Raw genomic sequence first — 20,147 nt, forward strand, 5'->3', positions numbered from 1 at the left:
TATTATGAAGGCTCTTAATTTTAAGTCATAGTTATAGAGTCCAGCAATCAAATTTACCAAGCTTGGTCTGCAAAATTATAGATTTTCTCGAACGATATCGTTTGAGAAGCGATCGCGAGTTTTGCAGCTGCAATCGATCCGAGTCAGGTGTAGTCGGTTGCGTCTGGCGATCGCGCCAAAGCAGTAAGGGAAGACTCAACATTCCCAAGAGCGTCACTATTACGGTTATAACCCAGACCATAAAGCGATCGCTTCGGTAGTCACCGCGCTCGATTTGCCAAAAAACTCGATTATAACGCCAAGCTGCCCAAGCGATCGTCACAATTCCCAAGACAACTAAGCTGACTCCTAAAACTTCCGAACTAAATAGCGAACGAGTTGGCGCTTGCTGGCGAGTTACGGCGAGGTTGAGTTGGCGCAAGAAGAGGCCGAATCGGGCAATGGCAAATCCGAATCCAATTAGCGCGATCGAAGTACGCAGCCATGCTAGAAATGTGCGTTCGTTGGCTTGATGTTCTCTTTGGCGATCGATTTTAGAATTTTGACTCATTGAAACTCTAGAATTCAAGCCCCCATCTCTTCGAGAATTAAGCGAAAATCTGCCAAAATTTCAGGCAAATTAATCTCGGTGAGGACGGGAACGTGAATGAAAAGACAGTGACTTTGGGGGCGAAACTGTTTGAGATACCTTAAAACTTGATAGTACAATCCTTCGCAGACAAATTTACCTGCCTCGTGGCTGATTTTTGTATGGGATAATTTGGCAATTAATTGCTCTAGGTTAACGGAAGTGTAAATCTGTTCCTGGCTCCAACTAGCATTAGATTCAATGGTAAGCCGATCGCGAGACTCTGCCATTCCGCAACAAATGACGGCATCCGGTTGTAGGGTTTGAATCGTCGCGATCGCTTTTTGACTGGCGAGGGCAATATCGACGGGTAATTGCCTTAAAAAAGTTAGAGAAGCCAAAAGAAATTCCTCTGCTTGAATCTGTGCCAATAAATCGTCAGAGGAATTAGAAACATGATGGGGAAGCCAAGTTTGAAAGGAAGTAAGTAGGATTTTTTTTGCCATCGCAGCAACTTGGAATAGGATGGATGAAGACGAGGATATTTTCCAATTTAGACCCCAAAATTTTCAATGGCTCTAATTGCTGTAATTGACTACGACATGGGAAACCTGCACTCGGCTTGCAAAGGCTTAGAAAAAGCAGGGGCAACTCCCAAAGTTACCGGTTCTCCCAAAGATATCGAACGAGCAGATGCTTTAGTATTACCCGGAGTAGGGGCATTCGATCCGGCAGTGCAACATTTGCGATCGCGCCATTTGGAAGAACCGATTAAAGCTGCGATCGCCGGCGGAAAGCCATTTTTAGGGATCTGCTTGGGACTGCAAATCCTCTTCGACGGTTCGGAGGAAGGAACAGAATCCGGATTGGGCATTATTGGGGGCATGGTGCGCCGCTTTCGTTCCGAACCCGGATTGACCATTCCCCATATGGGTTGGAATCGCTTGCAATTAACCCAACCCAACCATCCCGTCTGGCAAGGTTTACCCGAAAATCCCTACGTCTATTTCGTCCATTCTTATTACGTCGATCCCATCGATCCCGACGTGCGTGCGGCAATGGTAACCCATGGTTCTCAAACGGTTACGGCTGCGATCGCTCGCGATAATCTAGTAGCAGTGCAGTTTCACCCAGAAAAATCTTCAGATAACGGGCTGAAAATCCTGTCTAATTTTGTCGCACAAGTAACGCCTAACTACGCGATCGCGTAATTTCCTGGCTTGGTTCTCCGAAACGATAGCCTTTGCCATAAACCGTATGAATCAAAGGCGATTCTCCATCCGCTTCAATTTTGCGGCGCAGCAAGCGAATGAGTGCCGCCAAAACATTGCTATTGGGTTGTTCTTTCTCCATCCACAAGTATTGATAAATTTGCTCGTGGGTCAATAATTGACCGGGGTGACACATAAAAAAATGCAGCAGCTTAATTTCTTTTTCTGAAAGATGAATTGCCCGTCCCTGACGGTAAGCAACCTGATTTTCACTATCGAGTTCGAGATCGGCAACTTTGATTCGCGCTTCGGTTTCGGTTACACTCGCATCGAAGGCAGACGAACGGCGCAACAAGGCACGGACTCGCGCTAGCAATTCCCGCAACTCAAAGGGTTTGACGAGATAGTCATCTGCGCCCACGTCTAACCCGATCACGCGATCGTCAACCGTATCTTTGGCAGTGAGAAACAGGACTGGCGTTGTTTTTGTGCGCGATCGCAATTCTCGACAAATCTCTATCCCCGATTTGTAGGGCAACATCCAGTCGAGAACGATTAGATCGTACTCTTTTTGCAGCGCCAACTCCGTCCCCGCTATCCCGTTATCGGCTACATCTACCTCGTAACCTTCGCGGGATAGCACTTGAGTGAGAGGATCGGTCAGTTCCGCCTCGTCATCGACTAAAAGAATTCGCATATCTATTTTCCGCCCAGAATATATTTTCCATTTCGCAAACAACTCCCTTTCATTAACTCGCTTGTGACTCGTTAATGAAACGAGCATTATGTTAAGATTTGTAACGGGCGTGTTGGATTTAACTCCAGAGCAAACCAGTTAATGAAAAACACGCCCTCGTGTTTAATTGTCTCTCTATCTAAAAAGCAGCGATCGCGATCGAAGTAGAATTGCACCGATGCATTGGGCGAGCGATCGCCACCGAAGGAGAAATAGAAATGAAAATTGTATTGACTTTTCAAGTCAGACTCATCCAAGCGGATGAGTTTTTCCATGATTGACAAAATCTTAAATTTTTCTAGAATTAGTGTAGCAAAAAGTGTTTCATCTCCAACTCAAATTGCCTTTTCTTCACGAAGTGGAAGGAGATTCCGCCATCAAAAGGCGAAGTTTCCCCCATCAACAGAGCAAACTGGTAAGGCTTATTGACTTGGAAATAGGGATACGAACCAGCTCTAGCTCAAGTGCCATGTGTTAAGCCACTCAGAGTATGCTTCGTCCGACTCGTTGAATTTTTTTGAGGGGACAGAAGATGGATTTAAACGGTTTTGTGGATCGTTTTGAAGCGAGTGTTGAAAAAACGCCCTTGGTTCTTGCTGTAGATGGGGATGAAGATAACCTGTTGCTAGTTAAGTACGTAGTCGAGCAGTTTAACTGCACCTTATTGAGAGCGACAAGTAGCAGAGAAGCTCTCTCTTTAGCTAGAGAAAACCCGCCCGATCTGATTGTTCTGGAAATGGTTTTACCAAAGTTAGACGGCTTCGAGCTAGTTCGTCTTCTTAAAAATAACGGTTTGACCGCTCGCATTCCCCTCATCGCAGTCACGCAATTAGCTTTGCCGAGAGAACGAGAGAAAATCCTCAATGTCGGTTGCGACGCATATCTCAGCAAACCTTATCTGTTTGAGGATTTAGAAGCAATTCTCAGTCGCTACCTCGATCGACTCCCTGCGATGGCAGTTGCTGCTGAGGCGGAGGAGCGGATGTGTTTGCTTCCGGAGTAGGAGATCCTCCGCCTTTTGATGGCGGAATCTTCTCTTACTTCGTAAAATATGCTCTCATGCAACATCGTTACTTCTGGCAGACGGTCTTCTCGATCTCACTCCAGGAATAGTCTCTGGGTTGCGAACTTGCGGGTTAGCAGCAAGGACAGCAATTATTCCCGTACGACTCGTTTCTAGAGTAGCGTCGCTAAGCAAGTCAATAACTTCAACCTTCATAACCTCTTCGAGCAACTCTTTTATTTGGGGTTTAGTGACCTCATCTAAAGTGGAGTGGATCTGTTCTGCCAATTCTTCTTGACCTTCTTGAGCTAAAAGCTGCTCGGCAGGAGTCAAGGAGTCTTCGATAATGATGACTAATTTCTGCTCGAATAACTGACAGGTTACCTTAGTCGGTTGATGTCCGAGTTGGTTGCGATAGAAGGATTGAATGCGCTGGCTGAGCGTTCTCTCCAGTTGTCCGCGAGTTGGATTAGTTGTTGTCATTGGCGTACCTTTTTATTGATTTAGACTGCAATGACAAGTCAGAGAAAAAACAGATCCTCTAAGTTATCGAAGGCAGTGTAATTTCTTTCCACGGCATTCTGCTTGCCATCGCTTTAATCGTCACCAGTCCGAAAGGTTTGTCGTGACTGGGAACGACAAGAAATAAATCGATCCTCGTAATCTTAAATCTATGATTTTCTATGAAAATTTACATCTTTCTCGCGAAATAATCCTTGATATCGCTTGTGGTTATTGTCAAAAACAATTGCTACAATCAATCAAATAAGTCATGGATTGTAGTAGTTCCAAAAGCAATAGTAGTAGCTACATAAACTCAAAGATTATTAGAGATATAGTTAGAATCTAGCTCGAAGCTAAATCATCCTGTAGATAGATGCTAAGATTTTTAAGAAGAGAATTTAGGCGATCGCTTGCAAAGCCATTAATTAAATAATCTGTTTGACTAGCAATCTAATTGCATTATCTTTCATCATCAACAATCGGGCTGTTTCAAGTAACAGTGAAATTGCTTGTTCGCGGCTCATTTCCTGTGCAGATTGTTCCATAAGTCTCATTTGAAATTGTTGCTCTAAAGTCAGTTCTAGATTTAGTTTGAGTGGATCGGCATTCATCTTTACACCTCTCATTTAACGAGCAAGAATATTGGAAAAAACTTTAGTTAATAACAATACAAATTCATTGCTATCTCCAAAATAATATCCTTTTGATAGGGTAAGCTTCTGTCAGAAGATATAATTCAAATTTTTGCTTTCGATCGCTATGCTCAACACGACATTCTATACTTTTGAGACAACCTGTCACCCTAGAGACAGATAGATTTCATTTTTTTTATCCAATTTGATAGAAGAAAAGAACTCAGCAATTTCGATAAATTTAAAAATGTTAATCCAGAGATAATAACTCAGTTCAAGGAGAAAAAAGGATGAATATTATTGCCTGGTTAGTTTTAGGTCTGATTGCTGGAGCACTAGCAAAACTAATCTACCCCGGACATCAAGGCGGCGGAATTATAGCCACTATCGTGTTAGGAATTTTGGGCGCTCTAGTCGGCGGCTATTTAGGTCAAGTTTTATTGGGAAGTCCTGGCGCTGCCGCCGCCGCAACAGGAACTTTATCGATTGGCGGCATTATTTTTGCCGTTCTTGGAGCGATATTGCTGATTTTCATTTGGGGATTGATTACTCGCCGCGCTGCATAGGCTACTCGAACTTACATCGAGCGCTTATGGGAGAAAGACAAAATGGCTTCAGAAAGACATAAGAGAGCTTCGGTATCCAAGGCAAACTAAAGCAGAGTTTTAGCTCTGCTTTTTTCTGTATTACCCATTTATCATTTTCTGAACATAAGTTGGCAGGCAAAATGCTGCTTTGTGAATATCTGCATTGTAGTAGCGCAGGTCGTGCTCTTTAGCAAATTGTTTGGCTTTGTTGTAATCAAAATTTTCGATTGGATGCGGTCCCTGCTTGGAACAGTAGGTCAAACTCCACATTCCCGTTGGATACATGGGAATAAATACTAAATAACAATGTACGCGATCGCTGCCAAAAACTTGCTTGAGGCATTGATTGAGTTCGATAAATGCTTTGGGATTATAGGATGGCGACTCACTCTGTACCGTTACTACCCCACCAGTACGCAAACAGCGATAGACATCCTCATAAAACGACTTTGTAAAGAGTCCTTCCGATGGTCCTACCGGATCTGAAGAGTCGATTATAACCAAGTCGTAGGAAGCATCAGCAGCTTCTTTGACAAATTTAATCCCGTCGTCAATTAATAAATTCAATTTTGGATGGTTAAACGCAGACGAAATTGTCGGTAAGAATTGTTTGGAAGCTCGCACGACAGCTTCATCGATTTCTACCATTGTCACCCGCTCGATCCCCGGATAGCGAACCAGTTCGCGAATCGTTCCCCCGTCGCCGGCACCAATGACCAGCACGTCCTTAACACTGGGATGAGTTTGCATTGGTACATGAGCAATCATCTCATGATAGGATGCTTCATCTGCTTCGGTGCACATGACCATGCGATCGATGGTCAGCATTTTTCCATTCCCGTAAGTATCGAATACTTCTACCGTTTGGTAGGGGGAGTCTTCTTTAAAAAGGCGATCGCCCTTAATATGAATCGATAGTGCAATACTTTCATTACCATCTATCACCCATTCAGACGGATTGAATTGGGAAAATGCCAGCTCAGAAGCAGGTCGATCGGGATTAGTCATCTTAAGCTGCCTATAGAGTTCCAGGGGATAAGTATACGATGTCAGCGCGATCGGCTCAAGATGGTAGTAAAAGCGATCGCTCGAAAAAAGTGTCTTTTAGATTATTTCCCCCTCAAGCGGGAATTTACTCGCTTAGAGAAGGTAACTTTAGGTTGAGAAATACAAAGATTGTTCAACTTAATTAAATATAGGTTTTGTTACTTGATAAGCTAAATTATATAAGCAAAAAAATCTCGATCGCTTCGACTTAATTAATTCACATCAGTCAATATTCAATTGTCGATCTAACTCTCGATTAAGACTCAATCTTTACTCTCTACTATTCTCCGATCGATCTTTTATAACCTTCACAGCAGAGTTCTCAATTACCAGATTCTTGTATGGACGTGCAGATGGAGGAAATCTGAGATGGAAACCTTTGATTATGTCATTCTGGGCGCGGGATTAGGCGGACTTTCGGCAGCAGCTTGCCTGACTCGGCAGGGACATCGGGTTGTAGTTCTAGAAAAGCATTATCTGCCAGGTGGGTGTTGCCACACTTTCGACTATGGCGAGTATAGCTTTTGTGCGGACGTACACTACATTTCGCAATGCGGTTCCGGTCAGACGATTTCTCAATTTCTCAACTACATCGATCGCGATGTTTCTTTTAGCAGTCTCGCTCCGGACTGCATCGATCGCGTCATTACACCGGAAACCGAGTTTAAGATTCCTCTAGGTTGGGAAAACCTGCGCGATCGTTTGCTAGCTACGTTTCCGGAAGAAGCAGTTGCCATCAATCGCTACTGCGATGAAATCAAGCACCTCCATCAAGAAATGCACGACTTGCAACAGGAAGTTCGCTGGTTCGATCGCAAGTGGACGGATTGGTTAAAGCTGCCAAAATACTGGAATCTCTTTATCAAGAGTCATTGGACATTGCAAGATCTCTACGATCGCGTCGGACTGTCGCCCAAACTGCAAGCCATATTAGCAGGACAGAGTGGCGATTATGGATTGCCCCCCAAAGACATTGCATTAATTACTCATACCTCGCTGGTTTGGGACTATTCCGAAGGGGCTTACTATCCCCAACATCACTTTAAGCACTTTGTTGACACTATTGTAGAAGCGATTGTTGCTGGAGGCAGCGTTGTCAAGCTTTCAACCCCCGTGGAACATATCCAAGTAGAAAATCATCTCGTCCAAAGCGTGACGGCAGGTGGCGAAACTTATCGGGCAAGCAAAGCCTATATCAGCGATCTAGACCCTAAATTGACGGTTCAGCTAATGCATGACAGGGATGCCTTGAGCGTACAAGAGTATCAACGTCTGACCAGTTACCAATATTCAGCCAGCGCATTCAACATTTACCTGGGATTGGACAGCAGTTTTGATCCGCAGCGCTATGGTATCGGGAACTGGAATGTCTGGTACTATCCAAATAGCAACTTGAACGAGGCTTACCAGCGTCAGCTAGAGGGCGACCTCAGTCATCCCTGGATTTTCTTGTCCTGTCCGACTATGAAATCCAGCGAACCCGGCATGGCACCAGAGGGGCATCATGTTCTGGAGATCGTCACCATCTGTTCCTACGAACCCTTTGCACATTTGCACACAACCGATCCCAAGGCATACAAAGCCAAGAAACGGGAAGTTTATAAGCAGACGATGGTCAGCGTGCAGGATTTGATTCCCGATGTGAATGCTCACACCCGCATGAAACTCTATGGCACGCCTACGACTACTGAGTTCTATTTGGGACAACCGCAGGGCAATATTTACGGTGCGAACCTCATTCCCAAACAAGTTGGCTTAAACCGTTTAGGATATAGAACCGAATTGCCGAATCTCTTCTTAGTCGGCGCAAGTGCTGGCTATCCTAGCGTTCCGGGCGTGATTGGCAATGGAATGGATGTAGTAGAGTTGATATCGGGGCGATCGATCCGAAAACCAATCGAAGCATCTCAACCTTTAGTCGGAACGAGATGAGATTGTGCGATCGCTCTTACTCAAAACTAATGTGAGAGCGATCGCATTTTGTCAGCTTTTCTAGGCGACGACGAGATCGACATTAGTGGCAATTTAAATTTGCGCTGAAACCTCGAACCATCGCGATCGTAGCATATTATTATTTTTCTATCCTTCACTCTTTGATTTTCTAATGTAGCGAATCAAAGCTTGCAGTCCGAGACGATAGCTTTCTGCTCCGAATCCACTAATTTGACCGATTGCTACTGGCGCAATGTAAGAATGATGGCGAAAATCTTCGCGCTGATAAATATTGCTCAGATGAACTTCAACCGTAGGAATCTCAACGGCTGAGAGAGCATCTCGAATGGCTATACTCGTATGAGTATAAGCTCCTGCATTAATTAAAATGCCTTCGTGCTTTCCTAAAGCGCGATGGATTTCGTCAACTAAAACGCCTTCGTGGTTTGATTGTAGGCAAGATATTGTGGCTCCTAATACTTTTGCCTCCTCTACCAGAAGACGATTAATATCATCTAGGGTGACGGTTCCATAAAATTTTGGTTCTCTATGCCCTAATAGATTTAGATTAGGACCGTGGAGAACCAAAATACATAGTTGATGCAAACTATCGGAAGACACTAGGAGGATTATCGGTGTTGGCGACGCTGAGGATCGTTAACTGGAATGGGAATCAGCTCTGGTTCTGGTTCGGGTTCGGGACCGAGAAGGGTTTCGATGAGCTTACGCGCCCACTCTTTCAGCTTTTCCAACACTTTGTCCAAATAGTCCATCGAACAGACGGCTCCTCTGATATAGTGGCTTGTTGTTTTTAGCTTGTCAGACCTTGAGCTGTTAGGTTGTTTTTTGCTATCGACGTTAATTATATTGGTTCGACTTGCCAGTTCTTAGAATGACAAACCTAGTTTTTTACTTTTTATAGTTATATTAAGATTAACACAGCTTTTAAAAATGAGTACGGCTTGCACAAAGATTTACAATTTTTAGCTCTTTCTTGTTAACAGCCTGCGCCGCAATAGATCCAAGGCATTAGCAGCTGCGAGCGAGCGAATGGATCCGCGATCACGCATTGCCCCCAGACGATATTCTACACTCTGCGCCGTTCCATCGGGGGCTGCTATACCAATATAAACCAATCCGACTGGCTTAGTTTGGGTGCCGCCGCTAGGACCTGCAATGCCAGTAATGCTCAATCCCCAATTCGTCTTCAGTTGCTTTTGAACGCCTGCTGCCATCTGTTGGGCTACGGGATGACTCACAGCGCCAAATTGTTCTAAATCCTCTCGATTGACTCCCAGTAATGAAATCTTGACGCGATTGTCGTAAGCGATAACGCCCCCGATAAAATAGTCGGAACTGCCTGCAACTGTCGTAAACATAGCTCCCAATCCGCCTCCAGTACAGGATTCGGCGACGCTCACCGTTTCTTTTGCCTCTCGTAACAATCGTCCGACGACTGAGGCGAGTGTATCATCGTCAGACCCATAATAATCTAATCCAGCAAGATCGCGTATTTGTTGGGCGACGGGTTCGATCGACGCGATCGCTTCTGCCTGGGAACTTGCTTTAGTAGACACTCTCAGCCTTACTTCTCCTAGCGAGGCATAAGACGCGACGGTGGGATTGGTTAAATCGAGGAGAGGGGCGACTTTTTCTGCCAAAGCTGACTCGCCTATGCCTCTAAACCTCATCATACGGCTGTAGATGATTTCTTTGCCCCAACCCTGACTTTTGAGGTAAGGAACTGCCGTTTCCTGCCACATCCGCTTCATTTCGCTAGGAACGCCAGGAAAGGTGAGAATTATCAATCCCGGACGCGGTTGCCAAATCATGCCGGGGGCAGTGCCGCCGGGGTTGGGCAAGACTTCCGCCCCTTCGGGGAGTAAAGCTTGCTTGCGGTTGTTAGGAGTCATTTTACGCCCGATACTAGCGAATTTTTGGGCGATATCTACGACGATTTCCGGTCGTTCGACTAAAGGCGTCTTAAAGAAATTTGCGATCGCTTCTGTCGTCAAGTCGTCGGGAGTCGGCCCCAATCCCCCCGTAAAAATGAGGATAGAGGCGCGTTTGCTAGCAATCTCGATAACTTGCTGCAATCGTTCTAGATTGTCGCCAACGGTGCTTTGATAGTAATGGGGGATGCCCAGACTCGCTAGCTGCTGCGCTAAAAACTGAACGTTAGTATTGAGGATATCGCCCAGAAGCAGTTCGGTTCCAACGCAAATAATTTCTGCACTCATCTCTAGAAAGTTTGATTGGTTTGAAGTCCCAGTCAGTTAAATACTTCTGACTTGTGCTTTCTCACTTGTAAATCAATCTTCGTTAATTCGCCGACTATTGCGCCAGACTTGCCAACCCACATAGGATAACAACATTGTTGCCCCGATCGCGTATCCCCAACCGCTAGGAATATTGGAAAACCCCAGGGCTAAGCTGCCCACCCACAGCGTCAGCGCATAAATAAAAACGACGCTCAAGCGCTGGGAAAGTCCTGCTTCTAGCAATCGGTGATGGAGGTGGCTTTTATCTGCCTTAAAGGGCGATCTGCCTTTGCTCAGACGAGAAAAAATGACGGCTGACATATCCAAAATCGGCACGGCTAAAATTAAATATGGGAGTAAAACTGCCGTAACTGCCGTCGTTTTGACCAAACCAATTACGCCGACTGCTGCTAGGGTAAAGCCCATAAAATAAGCCCCGCCATCTCCCATAAAGATTTGTGCTGGGTTGAAGTTGTAGCGCAGAAAGCCTAACGACCCCCCTGCCAAAGCAGCAGCGATCAAGGCGGCGGCTGGTTGTTTCATAAAAAGCGTGACAATCAACATCACTACGGCAGCGATGCCGGAAACTCCCGCCGCCAATCCGTCTACCCCGTCGATCCAGTTAATGGCATTGGCCATGCCTACTAGCCAAATAACTGTAATCGGCAGACTCAACCAGCTAGTATGAACTAAGCCATCGAAAGGAACTGTCAGGAAATCAATGCGAACTCCCATTCCCCAAGCAGCGGCGGCAAAAACTGTTTGCATCACCAATCTCGAACCTGGTGTCAAGTGATATAAGTCATCCGCCAAACCGATTAGGAAGAAGGCAATTCCCCCCAAAATAACGCCGAGGATTTCCCATTCTTTGGGTTGATAAAGTCCTTTAAATCCTCCCAGCCACCAGACAAGGAGGATTGCTGTCAGGGTACCGACAAAGATGGAAACGCCTCCCAGTCGCACCATGGGACGTTCGTGGATTTTTCGGTCGTTGGGTTTATCGATATACCCACTTTTGAGACCGATCGTTCTGACGACTGGCGTACTCCAGAGGACGACAGTCATCGAGAAGAGGAAGGCAATTAGATGATATAGCTCTCCGGGCATGGGTGTGGGAAGAGTAAGCGAACTTGGGTTTTCTGTGGCAGAGTTTACCTCAATCACCTTCCTTGTGTTCGGGAAGTAACCCAAGTTTACGCGATTGGTCATCACTTATGAGTCATTAGTCATTAGTTTAGTTTCTTCTTGGTCTAAAAAATGGTAGAGAACGGTGAAATTTAAGCGAGTGCTGGTACGGGAATTTTGAGATGGGGATAGAGGGGAAAGCGATCGCACAAGCTAGCGACTCGACTCAGACAGTTTTGCTTGACGGCTTCGTCTTCTGGAGCGAGCAGGCGATCGGCAATAATATTGGCAATCTCGGTAAATTCCGCTTCTCTCATGCCTCTGGTGGTTACGGCAGGCGAACCCAAACGCAATCCGCTAGTCACGAATGGGGATTCCGGGTCGAAGGGCACGGTATTCTTGTTAGCAGTGATGTTTACGTCGCCCAGTAATGCATCGGCACGCTTGCCCGTCATACCAATAGAACGGAGATCGACTAGCATGAGATGGTTGTCGGTGCCCCCGGAAACGATCTTGAAGCCGCGATCGATTAATGCTTTTGCCATTGTCTGCGCGTTGGCAATCACTTGACCGCAATAGGTCCTGAATTCTGGCTTGAGAGCTTCGCCGAAGGCTACGGCTTTAGCCGCGATGACGTGTTCTAAGGGTCCTCCTTGGCTGCCTGGGAAGACGGCTTTATCGAATTTTTTGCCCAGCTCGGGGTCGTTAGTTAGAATTAACCCGCCTCTAGGACCGCGCAGCGTTTTGTGGGTAGTTGTGGTGACGACGTGGCAGTGGGGAATGGGGTTGGGATGATGCCCGGTAGCGACTAATCCGGCAATGTGGGCGATATCGGCAAGCAAGTATGCACCTACTTCATCGGCGATCGCGCGGAATTTGTCGAATTCGATGATGCGAGGATAGGCAGAATAGCCACAAATAATCAGTTTGGGACGTTCTTTTCGGGCTAATTCTCTAATTTGGTCGTAATCGAGGCGTTCGGTTTCTTTGTTGACTCCGTACTGGCAAACTTTAAACCATTTGCCAGAGACATTGACGGGCGAACCGTGGGTCAGATGTCCGCCGTGGGACAAGTCCATTCCCATAATTGTATCTCCTGGCTCTAGCAGCGCCAAGAAGATGGCAAAGTTCGCTTGTGCGCCGGAATGGGGCTGAACGTTGGCATGGGCAGCGCCAAAGAGTTCTTTGGCGCGATCGATCGCTAGTTGTTCTACTCGGTCGATATATTCGCAGCCGCCATAATAGCGTTTTCCGGGTAATCCTTCAGCGTATTTGTTGGTTAAGACGGAACCTTGTGCGGCAAGGACGGCAGCAGAGGTAAAGTTTTCGCTAGCGATTAACTCCAAATGATCGCGTTGGCGCTGGAGTTCGTGCTGAATGATTTCGGCAACGACTGGATCGGTTTGAGCCAGAATATCTAAGTTGGTTTGAGACACGTTCGGCGAATTCCTAATTACTAGCTAAATATATTATCTGGGTTTGAGGTTACGAATTGTAACTATCCATAATTTTAGCTTTTTTGCGCCATTCTCTTTCGCTATGGCATGGCGCGATCGCACCCTTCGATCTAACTCCCGCAGTTGCAGCACGACCCAAATTTGAGAATTGAATGACATATTGTCATTCTCATCGTCGTGGCGGTTATTTTGTCTTTATACGATCTTGTTTTTAGAGGTCGATCGAGTTTTTTACAAATCGTTTCTAGATTTTTAAAACAATTTATCAAAGGAGGAATAAGATCTTTCGCTTCGCGATCGCTACGCTCAATATGACATTCTATACTTTTGAGACAATCTATAATATACAATCTATAATTTAATGGTTGAATTGTTTAAAGAAAGCAATATTTTTAGCCCGATCGTCTCTACAGCAATATAATTGCAATATAATTCGAGTTCGAGATCGGCTGAAACTCTTATTCTTGCGCGAATGGGCAACTAAATTGCCTTAACCCGAACTGACGTTAAAATAGATATAGAAATTAGCTTAATAATCAGGTGTATTGAGTATGGAGAGTGCAGCGTAATTATCTCTCGCACTTAACTATTATGTTTAGCTCGCTCGAAAAAACCATTCTAGCGTTGACATCAGTTGTCTCGCTCCTTATTCTTGTGCCTGCTGCCAAAACTCAAACCGTGCCGTCCACCTCGCGAGTTTTGCCGTCCACGCCCAAAACTCAACAAATCATTAATGGATTGAGCTATCCTAACAGTTCGCAACGATTTTTTGAACAAGGACAGCGCAAGTTTGAAACCGAAATCAAAAATCTGCTTGAGCGAAAGTATTCTCCATCAGAATCGCTCCTCAAAATCCCTGATGAGTTACTACAACATGGCTCTTTATCGCCTACCGAAGAGTTGCCAGCAGTGCCTAAAAAAGGGAATGTTACAGGATAGTTTTATAGGCGAAAGCTGCGATCGCAAGCATTCCCCATCCGACTAAAAACGCTACACCTCCCAGAGGAGTAATTGCCCCAAACCATTTAATGCCACTCAAACTCAGGGCATATAAACTTCCAGAAAAAAGCGCGATCCCAACGATAAAAGCATAACCTGCCACCATCAACGGGATGGTAACCGTTTCGGCACGACTTAACAGAATGGCAACCAATAACAAAGCAAGGGCATGATACATTTGATATTTTGCTCCTGTCTCAAAGATTTCTAGGGAGCGTTCTGTTAATTTGGCTTTCAGTGCATGGCTGGCAAATGCTCCCGCTGCAACGGATAAGCCTGCTAAAATTGCCGCGATCGCGATAAAAATTCGACTCATCATCGTTTGACTTCAAGATCGACTCTTTTCATAGTCATCACTACAACCAAGATAAATTATTCCATCAGCGATCGCATAGAATCCGAATCTATTTCCCAAACTAAATTTAACAGCAGAGCAAGTAATTTATTTGGGAAAATCGAGTTAAACGCTTTCTCTTTGTTAGGCAGAAAGGGGAACAGAACTGACGACAATCCCATCTAAGTCAGCATATAGCCATTCCCCCGGAGCAAACGTAACCTCGCCAAAACGCACAGGAATATTTTTGTCGCCCAAACCGCGCTTGAGGCTTTTAAGAGGATAAGTATTGAGTGCCTTAACGCCTAGCGGAAGTTTGGCAATTACAGACGCATCGCGGATTGCACCGTAAATGACCAGTCCAGCCCAACCATTTTTAACGGCTAATTCGCCTAGTCGATCGCCAAGAAGCGCACAGCGTAGCGAACCACCCCCATCTACAACGAGGACACGATCGTTACCCGGTTCTGAGAGCATTTCGCGCACAAGAGAATTATCCTCAAAGATTTTGAGAGTGGCGATCGAACCGCTAAACTCGATGTTGCCCCCGTAGTCGCGAAACATAGGTGCGACAATACGCACTTTACCTTCATCGATGAGCACTTCATTGGCATCGAGTAAATCGGTGGTATTCGGCACAATCCCCTCCAACAAACCAGAGAAATCTTAGCGAATGCAGTAGTTGTGCTGGAATGATTTAAATACCTAATTAAAAATATTTTAGCCTAATAATTAACTAAACCTTTAAGCAAGCAATCTAAATACTTGTAGACTAGAGGCTAGTGAATTCTAGCCGTGGAATGATGCGCTCTACAAGATTGCGTGCCTGGGTAACCAACTCATGACTCATGTCTATGAAATTAAATTTCATTTCTAAAAGTTGGCAACGATTGCTAAAATATCTTCTCCCAATCCTCTGTTCGATCTCATTAATTGCGATATTGCTAGCAGGCAGATCTCCTTGGGCGATCGCGCAGTACCCTCGTCAGGAAATTCGCGGGGTTTGGTTAACTATCAATGACATTGATGTACTCAGCGATCGCGCCAAAGTTCGGGATGCTGTCAGCCAACTAGCGCGACTAAACTTCAACACGATCTATCCGGTAGTATGGAATTCCGGCTATGTAATGTATCCCAGTGCCGTAGCACAACGGATGGGCATCCAACCCTTTGTCTACCAGGGTATACAAGGACAGGATCTGCTCGCCAATCTTATTGTCGAAGCCCATCGTCAAGGCTTGCTAGTGATTCCTTGGTTTGAATTCGGTTTCATGACTCCCCCCACATCAGAACTTGCCTTGAATCATCCTAATTGGATTACGCAACGGCGGGATGGCAGCCAAACTTGGAATAGCGCTGCTGGCGAGGTTGTATCGCTCAATCCTTTCCTTCCGGAAGTGCAGCAGTTTATCACCGATCTCGTCTTGGAAATCGTCAGCCAATATGATGTCGATGGCATTCAGTTCGACGATCACATGAGTTTGCCCAGGGAATTAGGCTACGATCGCTATACGATTGACTTGTATGCCCGCGAGACTAAAAAAAATCCCCATCCCGACTCTCAAAATCCTGAATGGGTGCGCTGGCGTGCCAATAAGATCGCGGCGTTTATGGAACGACTCAACAAAGCTGTAAAAGCTAACAAGCCCCATGCGATTTTCTCAGTTGCTCCTACCTCCTATGACTTTGCCTATAAAGCACACCTGCAAGATTGGCGTGCCTGGGTACAGAAGAATATCGTAGACGAGCTAATCGTGCAAATTTATCTTTCCGATTTACAAAGTTTTCTTGAAAAGATTAACCGTCCAGAAATTCAAGAAGCACAACAAAAGATTCCAACAGGAGTTGGTATTTTAACAGGATTGCGAAATAAACCGATTCCAATGCAACAAGTTCAGTCTCAGGTGTTAGCAGCTCGCGATCGCGGCTTGGGTGTGTGCTTCTTCTTCTACGAAAGTCTCTGGGATTATGCTCCAGAACCCATCGCCGAGCGACAAGCTGGATTTCAATCTCTTTTCCCCGTCCCCGCACGCCGCTTCGCATCTCGCGGTTTCGCGATCGAATAGCAATGTGGTTCCTTTGTATGGATAGTTATACCATTTCTAAAAAAGAACGCTATAGATACTAGACCTCCTGCAAAAGTGTTACGCGATCGCATAATTGGAGTGGGAAAGAAGTTCATAATTATAAATGCCAGCAATCAAATTAAATCTCAACCCAAACCGTCTTCTTCGGTTGCGATATCGACTTGAAAGAATTCTGAATATTTTTAGACTGCGATGAATATTTTCAATTACAATCCTTTCACTTGCTAACTTACGATTAAACTTCTTTTGCTCTAGACTTAACTGTTGATTGCGCTTTTTTTGTTGGGAATTCTACTGTTGGGATGAAGTTTCTGAATTCCTTGATATCCTTTATCAGCCAAACATTCTATCTGTTGTTCGATTCCTATTTTACTATTTTTCCAAATCTTAAAATCATGACTTTTTCCCTTCTCATGAGCAATACAAAGAATTTGTCTCGTTTTTGCGTCAGCTAAAACTTGCGATTTTATCGTGTGACACTTTTGCCGACCACTGTAGTAAGCTTTTTGTTTTTTCGGTCTTTCTATTTCATGTTCTGCTACATCTACTACGACAATTTCAATTTCTGTATTTTGGGGTTGAACAGCTTTTTTCCCAGGCAGATTGAAAAGTCCCGATTTCATTAAAATATCTTCTACTTTTCTGGTGATTCGTAAAGCCGTTGTCTCGTTTATTCCCCAGCTAGTTCCGATATGAAAATAGGTGCGATACTCTCGCCAATATTCAAGAGTCATTAAGATTTGGTCTTCTGCGCTTAATTTATTTGGTCGTCCTGTTTTTTTTGTAAGACTTTTTCGGCTTCTAGAACTTTTACCATCTCTTTAAACGTCTCTGGATATACTCCACAAAGCCGTTTAAACTCTGTCGGTTTTAAATTTTTACTTGAGAGTAAGTCATAACTCGAATTGTAATTTGGTTTTATTTTACCTAACTTACTCTGACTTTTGCTGGAGGTCTACTCAAGGAAAAAGCCTGACACCCAGAGCTGCTAACTAATTGCGAACTGACGCGGACTCCCACGAAGTGAAGGAGCATCGGCGAATTGTCAATTGCGAATTATCTTGACACAAGCTTGCCATATATCTGTCACAATGCCGTCATATCGAGCAGCTAATTTAATAATGTCGGCAATTTGGATTGACCCCAGTGAATGAATCGCTTTCGTTCAATAAAACAATCGCGAACTTTGTTTTAGCTAACTTTGGTTTTAGAGAAAAGAAAATTAATTCGGCACGGGCAAGCGCAGATCGTTGCGCTATTGAAGCAAAAACTGCTTGCGACGCCTCGACGATTAGCAAAAAAGGGAATTTGCATCGGCGTACAGTTGGTGTTTTTCTGCACCATCGCGATGCTAAAGTAGCGCTTGAGGAACTCAGAAAGGCAGGCTTTCCGATGAGTTGGATCGCTCTAGTTGCCCGCCAAGGCAAGCGCTACGATTGGATGCCGGGTTTGACAGTTTGCGATCGCTTTGACGAGGAGGAGTTTTCTGAAGCAGGTTGGCAGTTTTTTCAAAAATATTATAAGCGGGGTAGGTATCTCGTCATCATCAAGGGAACTGAGGATGCAATTGGCTATGCCGAAGCGATTTTGAGCCGCCGTCGGGGACGTTCGGAAGTTTGGCACTTATAAAAAGCGAATTGCTCAAGAACCAAGGGCTTATACCAAAACGTTTATACAGATTCGCTTTCTGTGAGAGCTGTCTTGTAATTTCCTAGTAGATTAACTATAGATTGAGTAATTATTTCTTTGTTAGAAGATGACAGTTTATGACTTCTAGCCTCAATCGGCAAATTCAACAATTCTACGATGCCTCCAGCAGACTGTGGGAAGAAATCTGGGGGGAACACATGCACCACGGTTATTATGGTAGGGCTGGTACCTATAAAATAAATCGCCGTCAGGCACAAATCGATCTGATTGAAGAACTCCTCGACTGGTCAAAGGTACGAACTGCCGAAAATATTCTTGATGTTGGATGCGGCATCGGCGGCAGTACTCTATACTTAGCCAAGAAATTCAACGCCCAAGCGACAGGAATCACCTTATCGCCTGCTCAAGCTGCTAGAGCCACGAAAAGAGCGCAAGAGTTCAATTTAGAAGAAAAAGTACGATTTCAAGTAGCTGATGCCCAAAATATGCCTTTTGAAGATAATAATTTTGACCTAGTGTGGTCGCTAGAAAGTGGCGAACACATGCCAGATAAGACCAAGTTTTTGCAAGAATGCTACCGAGTGCTCAAACCGGGTGGAACGTTGATTTTGGTAACCTGGTGTCATCGTCCCACCAACTCTGTTGCCGGAGAACTCACAAGCGACGAACAACGCCATCTAGAAGAGATTTATTGCGTGTATCGCTTGCCTTATGTCATTTCGCTGCCAGAATACGAAGCGATCGCGCTTTCGTGTGGCTTTAGGGATCTCCGTTCCGACGATTGGTCTATGGCGGTTGCTCCCTTTTGGGATGTAGTCATCGATTCGGTTTTCGAGCCTAAAGCCATTCTCGGTCTTTTGCAAAGCAGTTGGACAACCATTCAAGCTGCCTTCTCCCTTGGGCTGATGAGTCGCGGCTATCAACGCGGATTGATTCGTTTTGGTTTGCTCTGCGCCACCAAGTAGCGAGCCATTTTAGTGTTTCCAGGTTTCTTCCCTTCACCAATTGGGACGTTTGCACTACCCATGAACTTTCCCGTCGGGCATGGTAGCGCCTGTTAACTTGACCGCAGTCAGGTTAGCGCTCATCAGGTCGGCTTGTGTCAGGTTCGCATAACTAAGATTTGCTCCAATCATGTTAGCTCTGGCAAAAAAGGCTCCGATCGATTCTGCTTCGCTCAAATCTGCATCAGCCAAATTTGACCGACTGAGATCGGCTTGATTCATTCTCGTCGCTCGCAAATTTGCCATGGTTAAATTAGCCCGCGTCAATACCACATGAGTCATGTTAGCTCCTTGGCAATTGGCTTCTGGCATCTCTGCTTGTACCATCTGGGCACGCACTAAATTCACATTAGTCAGATTCGCGCCAATCAGTTTAGCCCCGGTTAGATTCGCTTCTGTTAGTACGGCACCTTTAAGATTGGCTCGGCTGAGATCCGCTTGGCGCAAGTCAGCCCCCCGCAGATTGGCTTCTGTTAGGTTAGCACCGACCAGATTCGCTCTTACCAAATCGACCCCCTTCATATTGACCCCTTGTAAGTCCGCACCCGCCAAATTGGCTCCTTGCAAGTTGGTGTTGTAACTTTTCTTCTCCTGACGGAGATTCGCCCCTCTCAGACAAGCGCCTATCAGGGTTGCGCCGCTCAAGTCAGCCCCGCGTAAGTCTGCGCCAACTAGGTTGGCATCCAGCAAAATTGCCAGAGTAATATCGGTTTCTTGCAAGTTGGCTCCTTGTAAGGTGGCTCCATGTAAGTTAGCGCTGCGAAGGTCTGCGCCGCTGAGATCTGCCTGATTGAGACTCGCTCCGCTCAAGTTAGAACCGACAAGATTGGCATTAGATAAATTAGCTCGATTTAGATAAGCGAATAGTAAGTTAGTTCCTTGAAGGTCGGCTTCATTGAGGATAATCCCAATTAGATCTGCCTCGGCTAAATTGGCTAGTGGCAGTTTAATGCCGCTAAAGTTAGTTTCTCCATCCGCATATTTTTTCAGTAGTTCTTCAACTTTCATAG

General features: G+C 45.2%; 24 protein-coding genes and 1 pseudogene. 8 read left to right on the forward strand and 17 right to left on the reverse strand.

Going from position 1 to position 20,147, the window contains the following annotated elements:
• Positions 1 to 31: 31 nt before the first annotated feature.
• Complete coding sequence (locus PLE7327_RS12475) at positions 32 to 550, reverse strand: YidH family protein (RefSeq protein WP_015144184.1); 519 nt, start codon at positions 548 to 550, stop codon at positions 32 to 34.
• A gap of 14 nt (positions 551 to 564) precedes the next feature.
• Positions 565 to 1,074: a pyroglutamyl-peptidase I gene (locus tag PLE7327_RS12480; protein ID WP_015144185.1), complete on the reverse strand. Its 510-nt coding sequence runs from the start codon at positions 1,072 to 1,074 to the stop codon at positions 565 to 567.
• A 66-nt stretch (positions 1,075 to 1,140) separates the two neighbouring features.
• Here PLE7327_RS12480 and hisH point away from each other — a divergent pair, with 66 nt between their 5' ends.
• The gene (hisH, locus tag PLE7327_RS12485; RefSeq protein ID WP_015144186.1) at positions 1,141 to 1,779 is read left to right on the forward strand and encodes an imidazole glycerol phosphate synthase subunit HisH; all 639 of its coding nucleotides are present in this window, start codon (positions 1,141 to 1,143) and stop codon (positions 1,777 to 1,779) included.
• Here hisH and rppA read toward each other — a convergent pair.
• Both rppA and PLE7327_RS12495 read right to left on the reverse strand, forming a co-directional pair.
• The gene (rppA, locus tag PLE7327_RS12490; RefSeq protein ID WP_015144187.1) at positions 1,760 to 2,476 is read right to left on the reverse strand and encodes a two-component system response regulator RppA; all 717 of its coding nucleotides are present in this window, start codon (positions 2,474 to 2,476) and stop codon (positions 1,760 to 1,762) included. The two genes, hisH and rppA, sit on opposite strands and share 20 nt — an antisense overlap.
• An 86-nt stretch (positions 2,477 to 2,562) precedes the next feature.
• Positions 2,563 to 2,790, reverse strand: coding sequence for a hypothetical protein (locus tag PLE7327_RS12495; RefSeq protein WP_015144188.1), 228 nt, complete (start codon positions 2,788 to 2,790; stop codon positions 2,563 to 2,565).
• 257 nt (positions 2,791 to 3,047) lie between these two features.
• On the opposite strand from PLE7327_RS12495, the gene PLE7327_RS12500 reads away from it, so the two are divergent.
• A complete protein-coding gene (locus tag PLE7327_RS12500) occupies positions 3,048 to 3,518 on the forward strand; it encodes a response regulator (RefSeq protein WP_015144189.1) in 471 nt (156 codons plus the stop codon).
• Positions 3,519 to 3,572: 54 nt separating this feature from the next.
• On the opposite strand, the gene PLE7327_RS12505 is transcribed toward PLE7327_RS12500, so the two are convergent.
• Entirely contained in the window at positions 3,573 to 4,001 is a 429-nt protein-coding gene (locus tag PLE7327_RS12505; protein WP_015144190.1) for a DUF2294 domain-containing protein, read from the reverse strand.
• A 446-nt stretch (positions 4,002 to 4,447) separates the two neighbouring features.
• The gene (locus PLE7327_RS12510) at positions 4,448 to 4,633 is read right to left on the reverse strand and encodes an NblA/ycf18 family protein (RefSeq protein WP_015144191.1); all 186 of its coding nucleotides are present in this window, start codon (positions 4,631 to 4,633) and stop codon (positions 4,448 to 4,450) included.
• 311 nt (positions 4,634 to 4,944) lie between these two features.
• Here PLE7327_RS12510 and PLE7327_RS12515 point away from each other — a divergent pair, with 311 nt between their 5' ends.
• Positions 4,945 to 5,220 (forward strand): GlsB/YeaQ/YmgE family stress response membrane protein, encoded by a 276-nt coding sequence (locus PLE7327_RS12515; protein ID WP_015144192.1) that lies wholly within the window; start codon positions 4,945 to 4,947, stop codon positions 5,218 to 5,220.
• 120 nt (positions 5,221 to 5,340) lie between these two features.
• On the opposite strand, the gene speE is transcribed toward PLE7327_RS12515, so the two are convergent.
• Positions 5,341 to 6,249 (reverse strand): polyamine aminopropyltransferase, encoded by a 909-nt coding sequence (speE, locus tag PLE7327_RS12520; protein WP_015144193.1) that lies wholly within the window; start codon positions 6,247 to 6,249, stop codon positions 5,341 to 5,343.
• A 408-nt stretch (positions 6,250 to 6,657) separates the two neighbouring features.
• On the opposite strand from speE, the gene PLE7327_RS12525 reads away from it, so the two are divergent.
• Complete coding sequence (locus PLE7327_RS12525) at positions 6,658 to 8,220, forward strand: NAD(P)/FAD-dependent oxidoreductase (RefSeq protein ID WP_015144194.1); 1,563 nt, start codon at positions 6,658 to 6,660, stop codon at positions 8,218 to 8,220.
• A 147-nt stretch (positions 8,221 to 8,367) separates the two neighbouring features.
• Here PLE7327_RS12525 and aroQ read toward each other — a convergent pair whose 3' ends face one another.
• The 6 genes from aroQ to PLE7327_RS24875 form a co-directional block, all read right to left on the reverse strand.
• The gene (gene aroQ, locus PLE7327_RS12530; protein ID WP_015144195.1) at positions 8,368 to 8,841 is read right to left on the reverse strand and encodes a type II 3-dehydroquinate dehydratase; all 474 of its coding nucleotides are present in this window, start codon (positions 8,839 to 8,841) and stop codon (positions 8,368 to 8,370) included.
• 8 nt (positions 8,842 to 8,849) lie between these two features.
• Positions 8,850 to 8,993, reverse strand: coding sequence for a hypothetical protein (locus PLE7327_RS24870; RefSeq protein WP_015144196.1), 144 nt, complete (start codon positions 8,991 to 8,993; stop codon positions 8,850 to 8,852).
• A gap of 210 nt (positions 8,994 to 9,203) precedes the next feature.
• Positions 9,204 to 10,460: a competence/damage-inducible protein A gene (locus tag PLE7327_RS12535; protein ID WP_015144197.1), complete on the reverse strand. Its 1,257-nt coding sequence runs from the start codon at positions 10,458 to 10,460 to the stop codon at positions 9,204 to 9,206.
• 72 nt (positions 10,461 to 10,532) lie between these two features.
• The gene (locus PLE7327_RS12540; RefSeq protein WP_041392104.1) at positions 10,533 to 11,588 is read right to left on the reverse strand and encodes an MraY family glycosyltransferase; all 1,056 of its coding nucleotides are present in this window, start codon (positions 11,586 to 11,588) and stop codon (positions 10,533 to 10,535) included.
• Between the two features lie 170 nt (positions 11,589 to 11,758).
• Entirely contained in the window at positions 11,759 to 13,042 is a 1,284-nt protein-coding gene (gene glyA, locus PLE7327_RS12545) for a serine hydroxymethyltransferase (protein ID WP_015144199.1), read from the reverse strand.
• 33 nt (positions 13,043 to 13,075) lie between these two features.
• Entirely contained in the window at positions 13,076 to 13,222 is a 147-nt protein-coding gene (locus PLE7327_RS24875; RefSeq protein ID WP_186005320.1) for a hypothetical protein, read from the reverse strand.
• A 432-nt stretch (positions 13,223 to 13,654) separates the two neighbouring features.
• On the opposite strand from PLE7327_RS24875, the gene PLE7327_RS12550 reads away from it, so the two are divergent.
• Complete coding sequence (locus PLE7327_RS12550) at positions 13,655 to 14,002, forward strand: hypothetical protein (RefSeq protein WP_041392106.1); 348 nt, start codon at positions 13,655 to 13,657, stop codon at positions 14,000 to 14,002.
• Here the strand turns inward: PLE7327_RS12550 and PLE7327_RS12555 are convergent.
• Positions 13,992 to 14,378 (reverse strand): DUF423 domain-containing protein, encoded by a 387-nt coding sequence (locus tag PLE7327_RS12555; protein ID WP_041392108.1) that lies wholly within the window; start codon positions 14,376 to 14,378, stop codon positions 13,992 to 13,994. The two genes, PLE7327_RS12550 and PLE7327_RS12555, sit on opposite strands and share 11 nt — an antisense overlap.
• A 162-nt stretch (positions 14,379 to 14,540) precedes the next feature.
• A complete protein-coding gene (rraA, locus tag PLE7327_RS12560; protein ID WP_015144202.1) occupies positions 14,541 to 15,035 on the reverse strand; it encodes a ribonuclease E activity regulator RraA in 495 nt (164 codons plus the stop codon).
• A gap of 215 nt (positions 15,036 to 15,250) precedes the next feature.
• Between rraA and PLE7327_RS12565 the strand changes: the two genes are divergently transcribed.
• Entirely contained in the window at positions 15,251 to 16,462 is a 1,212-nt protein-coding gene (locus PLE7327_RS12565; protein WP_015144203.1) for a glycoside hydrolase family 10 protein, read from the forward strand.
• Positions 16,463 to 16,540: 78 nt separating this feature from the next.
• Here PLE7327_RS12565 and PLE7327_RS12570 read toward each other — a convergent pair.
• Positions 16,541 to 17,405 (reverse strand): annotated as a pseudogene (locus PLE7327_RS12570) (IS5 family transposase).
• Positions 17,406 to 17,791: 386 nt separating this feature from the next.
• On the opposite strand from PLE7327_RS12570, the gene PLE7327_RS22700 reads away from it, so the two are divergent.
• Together PLE7327_RS22700 and PLE7327_RS12580 are read left to right on the forward strand one after the other, a co-directional pair.
• A complete protein-coding gene (locus PLE7327_RS22700) occupies positions 17,792 to 18,112 on the forward strand; it encodes a hypothetical protein (RefSeq protein ID WP_217523109.1) in 321 nt (106 codons plus the stop codon).
• A gap of 137 nt (positions 18,113 to 18,249) precedes the next feature.
• A complete protein-coding gene (locus PLE7327_RS12580; RefSeq protein ID WP_015144205.1) occupies positions 18,250 to 19,098 on the forward strand; it encodes a methyltransferase domain-containing protein in 849 nt (282 codons plus the stop codon).
• Between the two features lie 54 nt (positions 19,099 to 19,152).
• Here PLE7327_RS12580 and PLE7327_RS12585 read toward each other — a convergent pair whose 3' ends face one another.
• On the reverse strand, positions 19,153 to 20,145 hold the full coding sequence (locus tag PLE7327_RS12585) for a pentapeptide repeat-containing protein (RefSeq protein WP_015144206.1): 993 nt from the start codon (positions 20,143 to 20,145) through the stop codon (positions 19,153 to 19,155).
• Positions 20,146 to 20,147 lie beyond the last annotated feature (2 nt).

The organism is Pleurocapsa sp. PCC 7327 (assembly GCF_000317025.1).
Lineage (GTDB): Bacteria > Cyanobacteriota > Cyanobacteriia > Cyanobacteriales > Microcystaceae > Hydrococcus.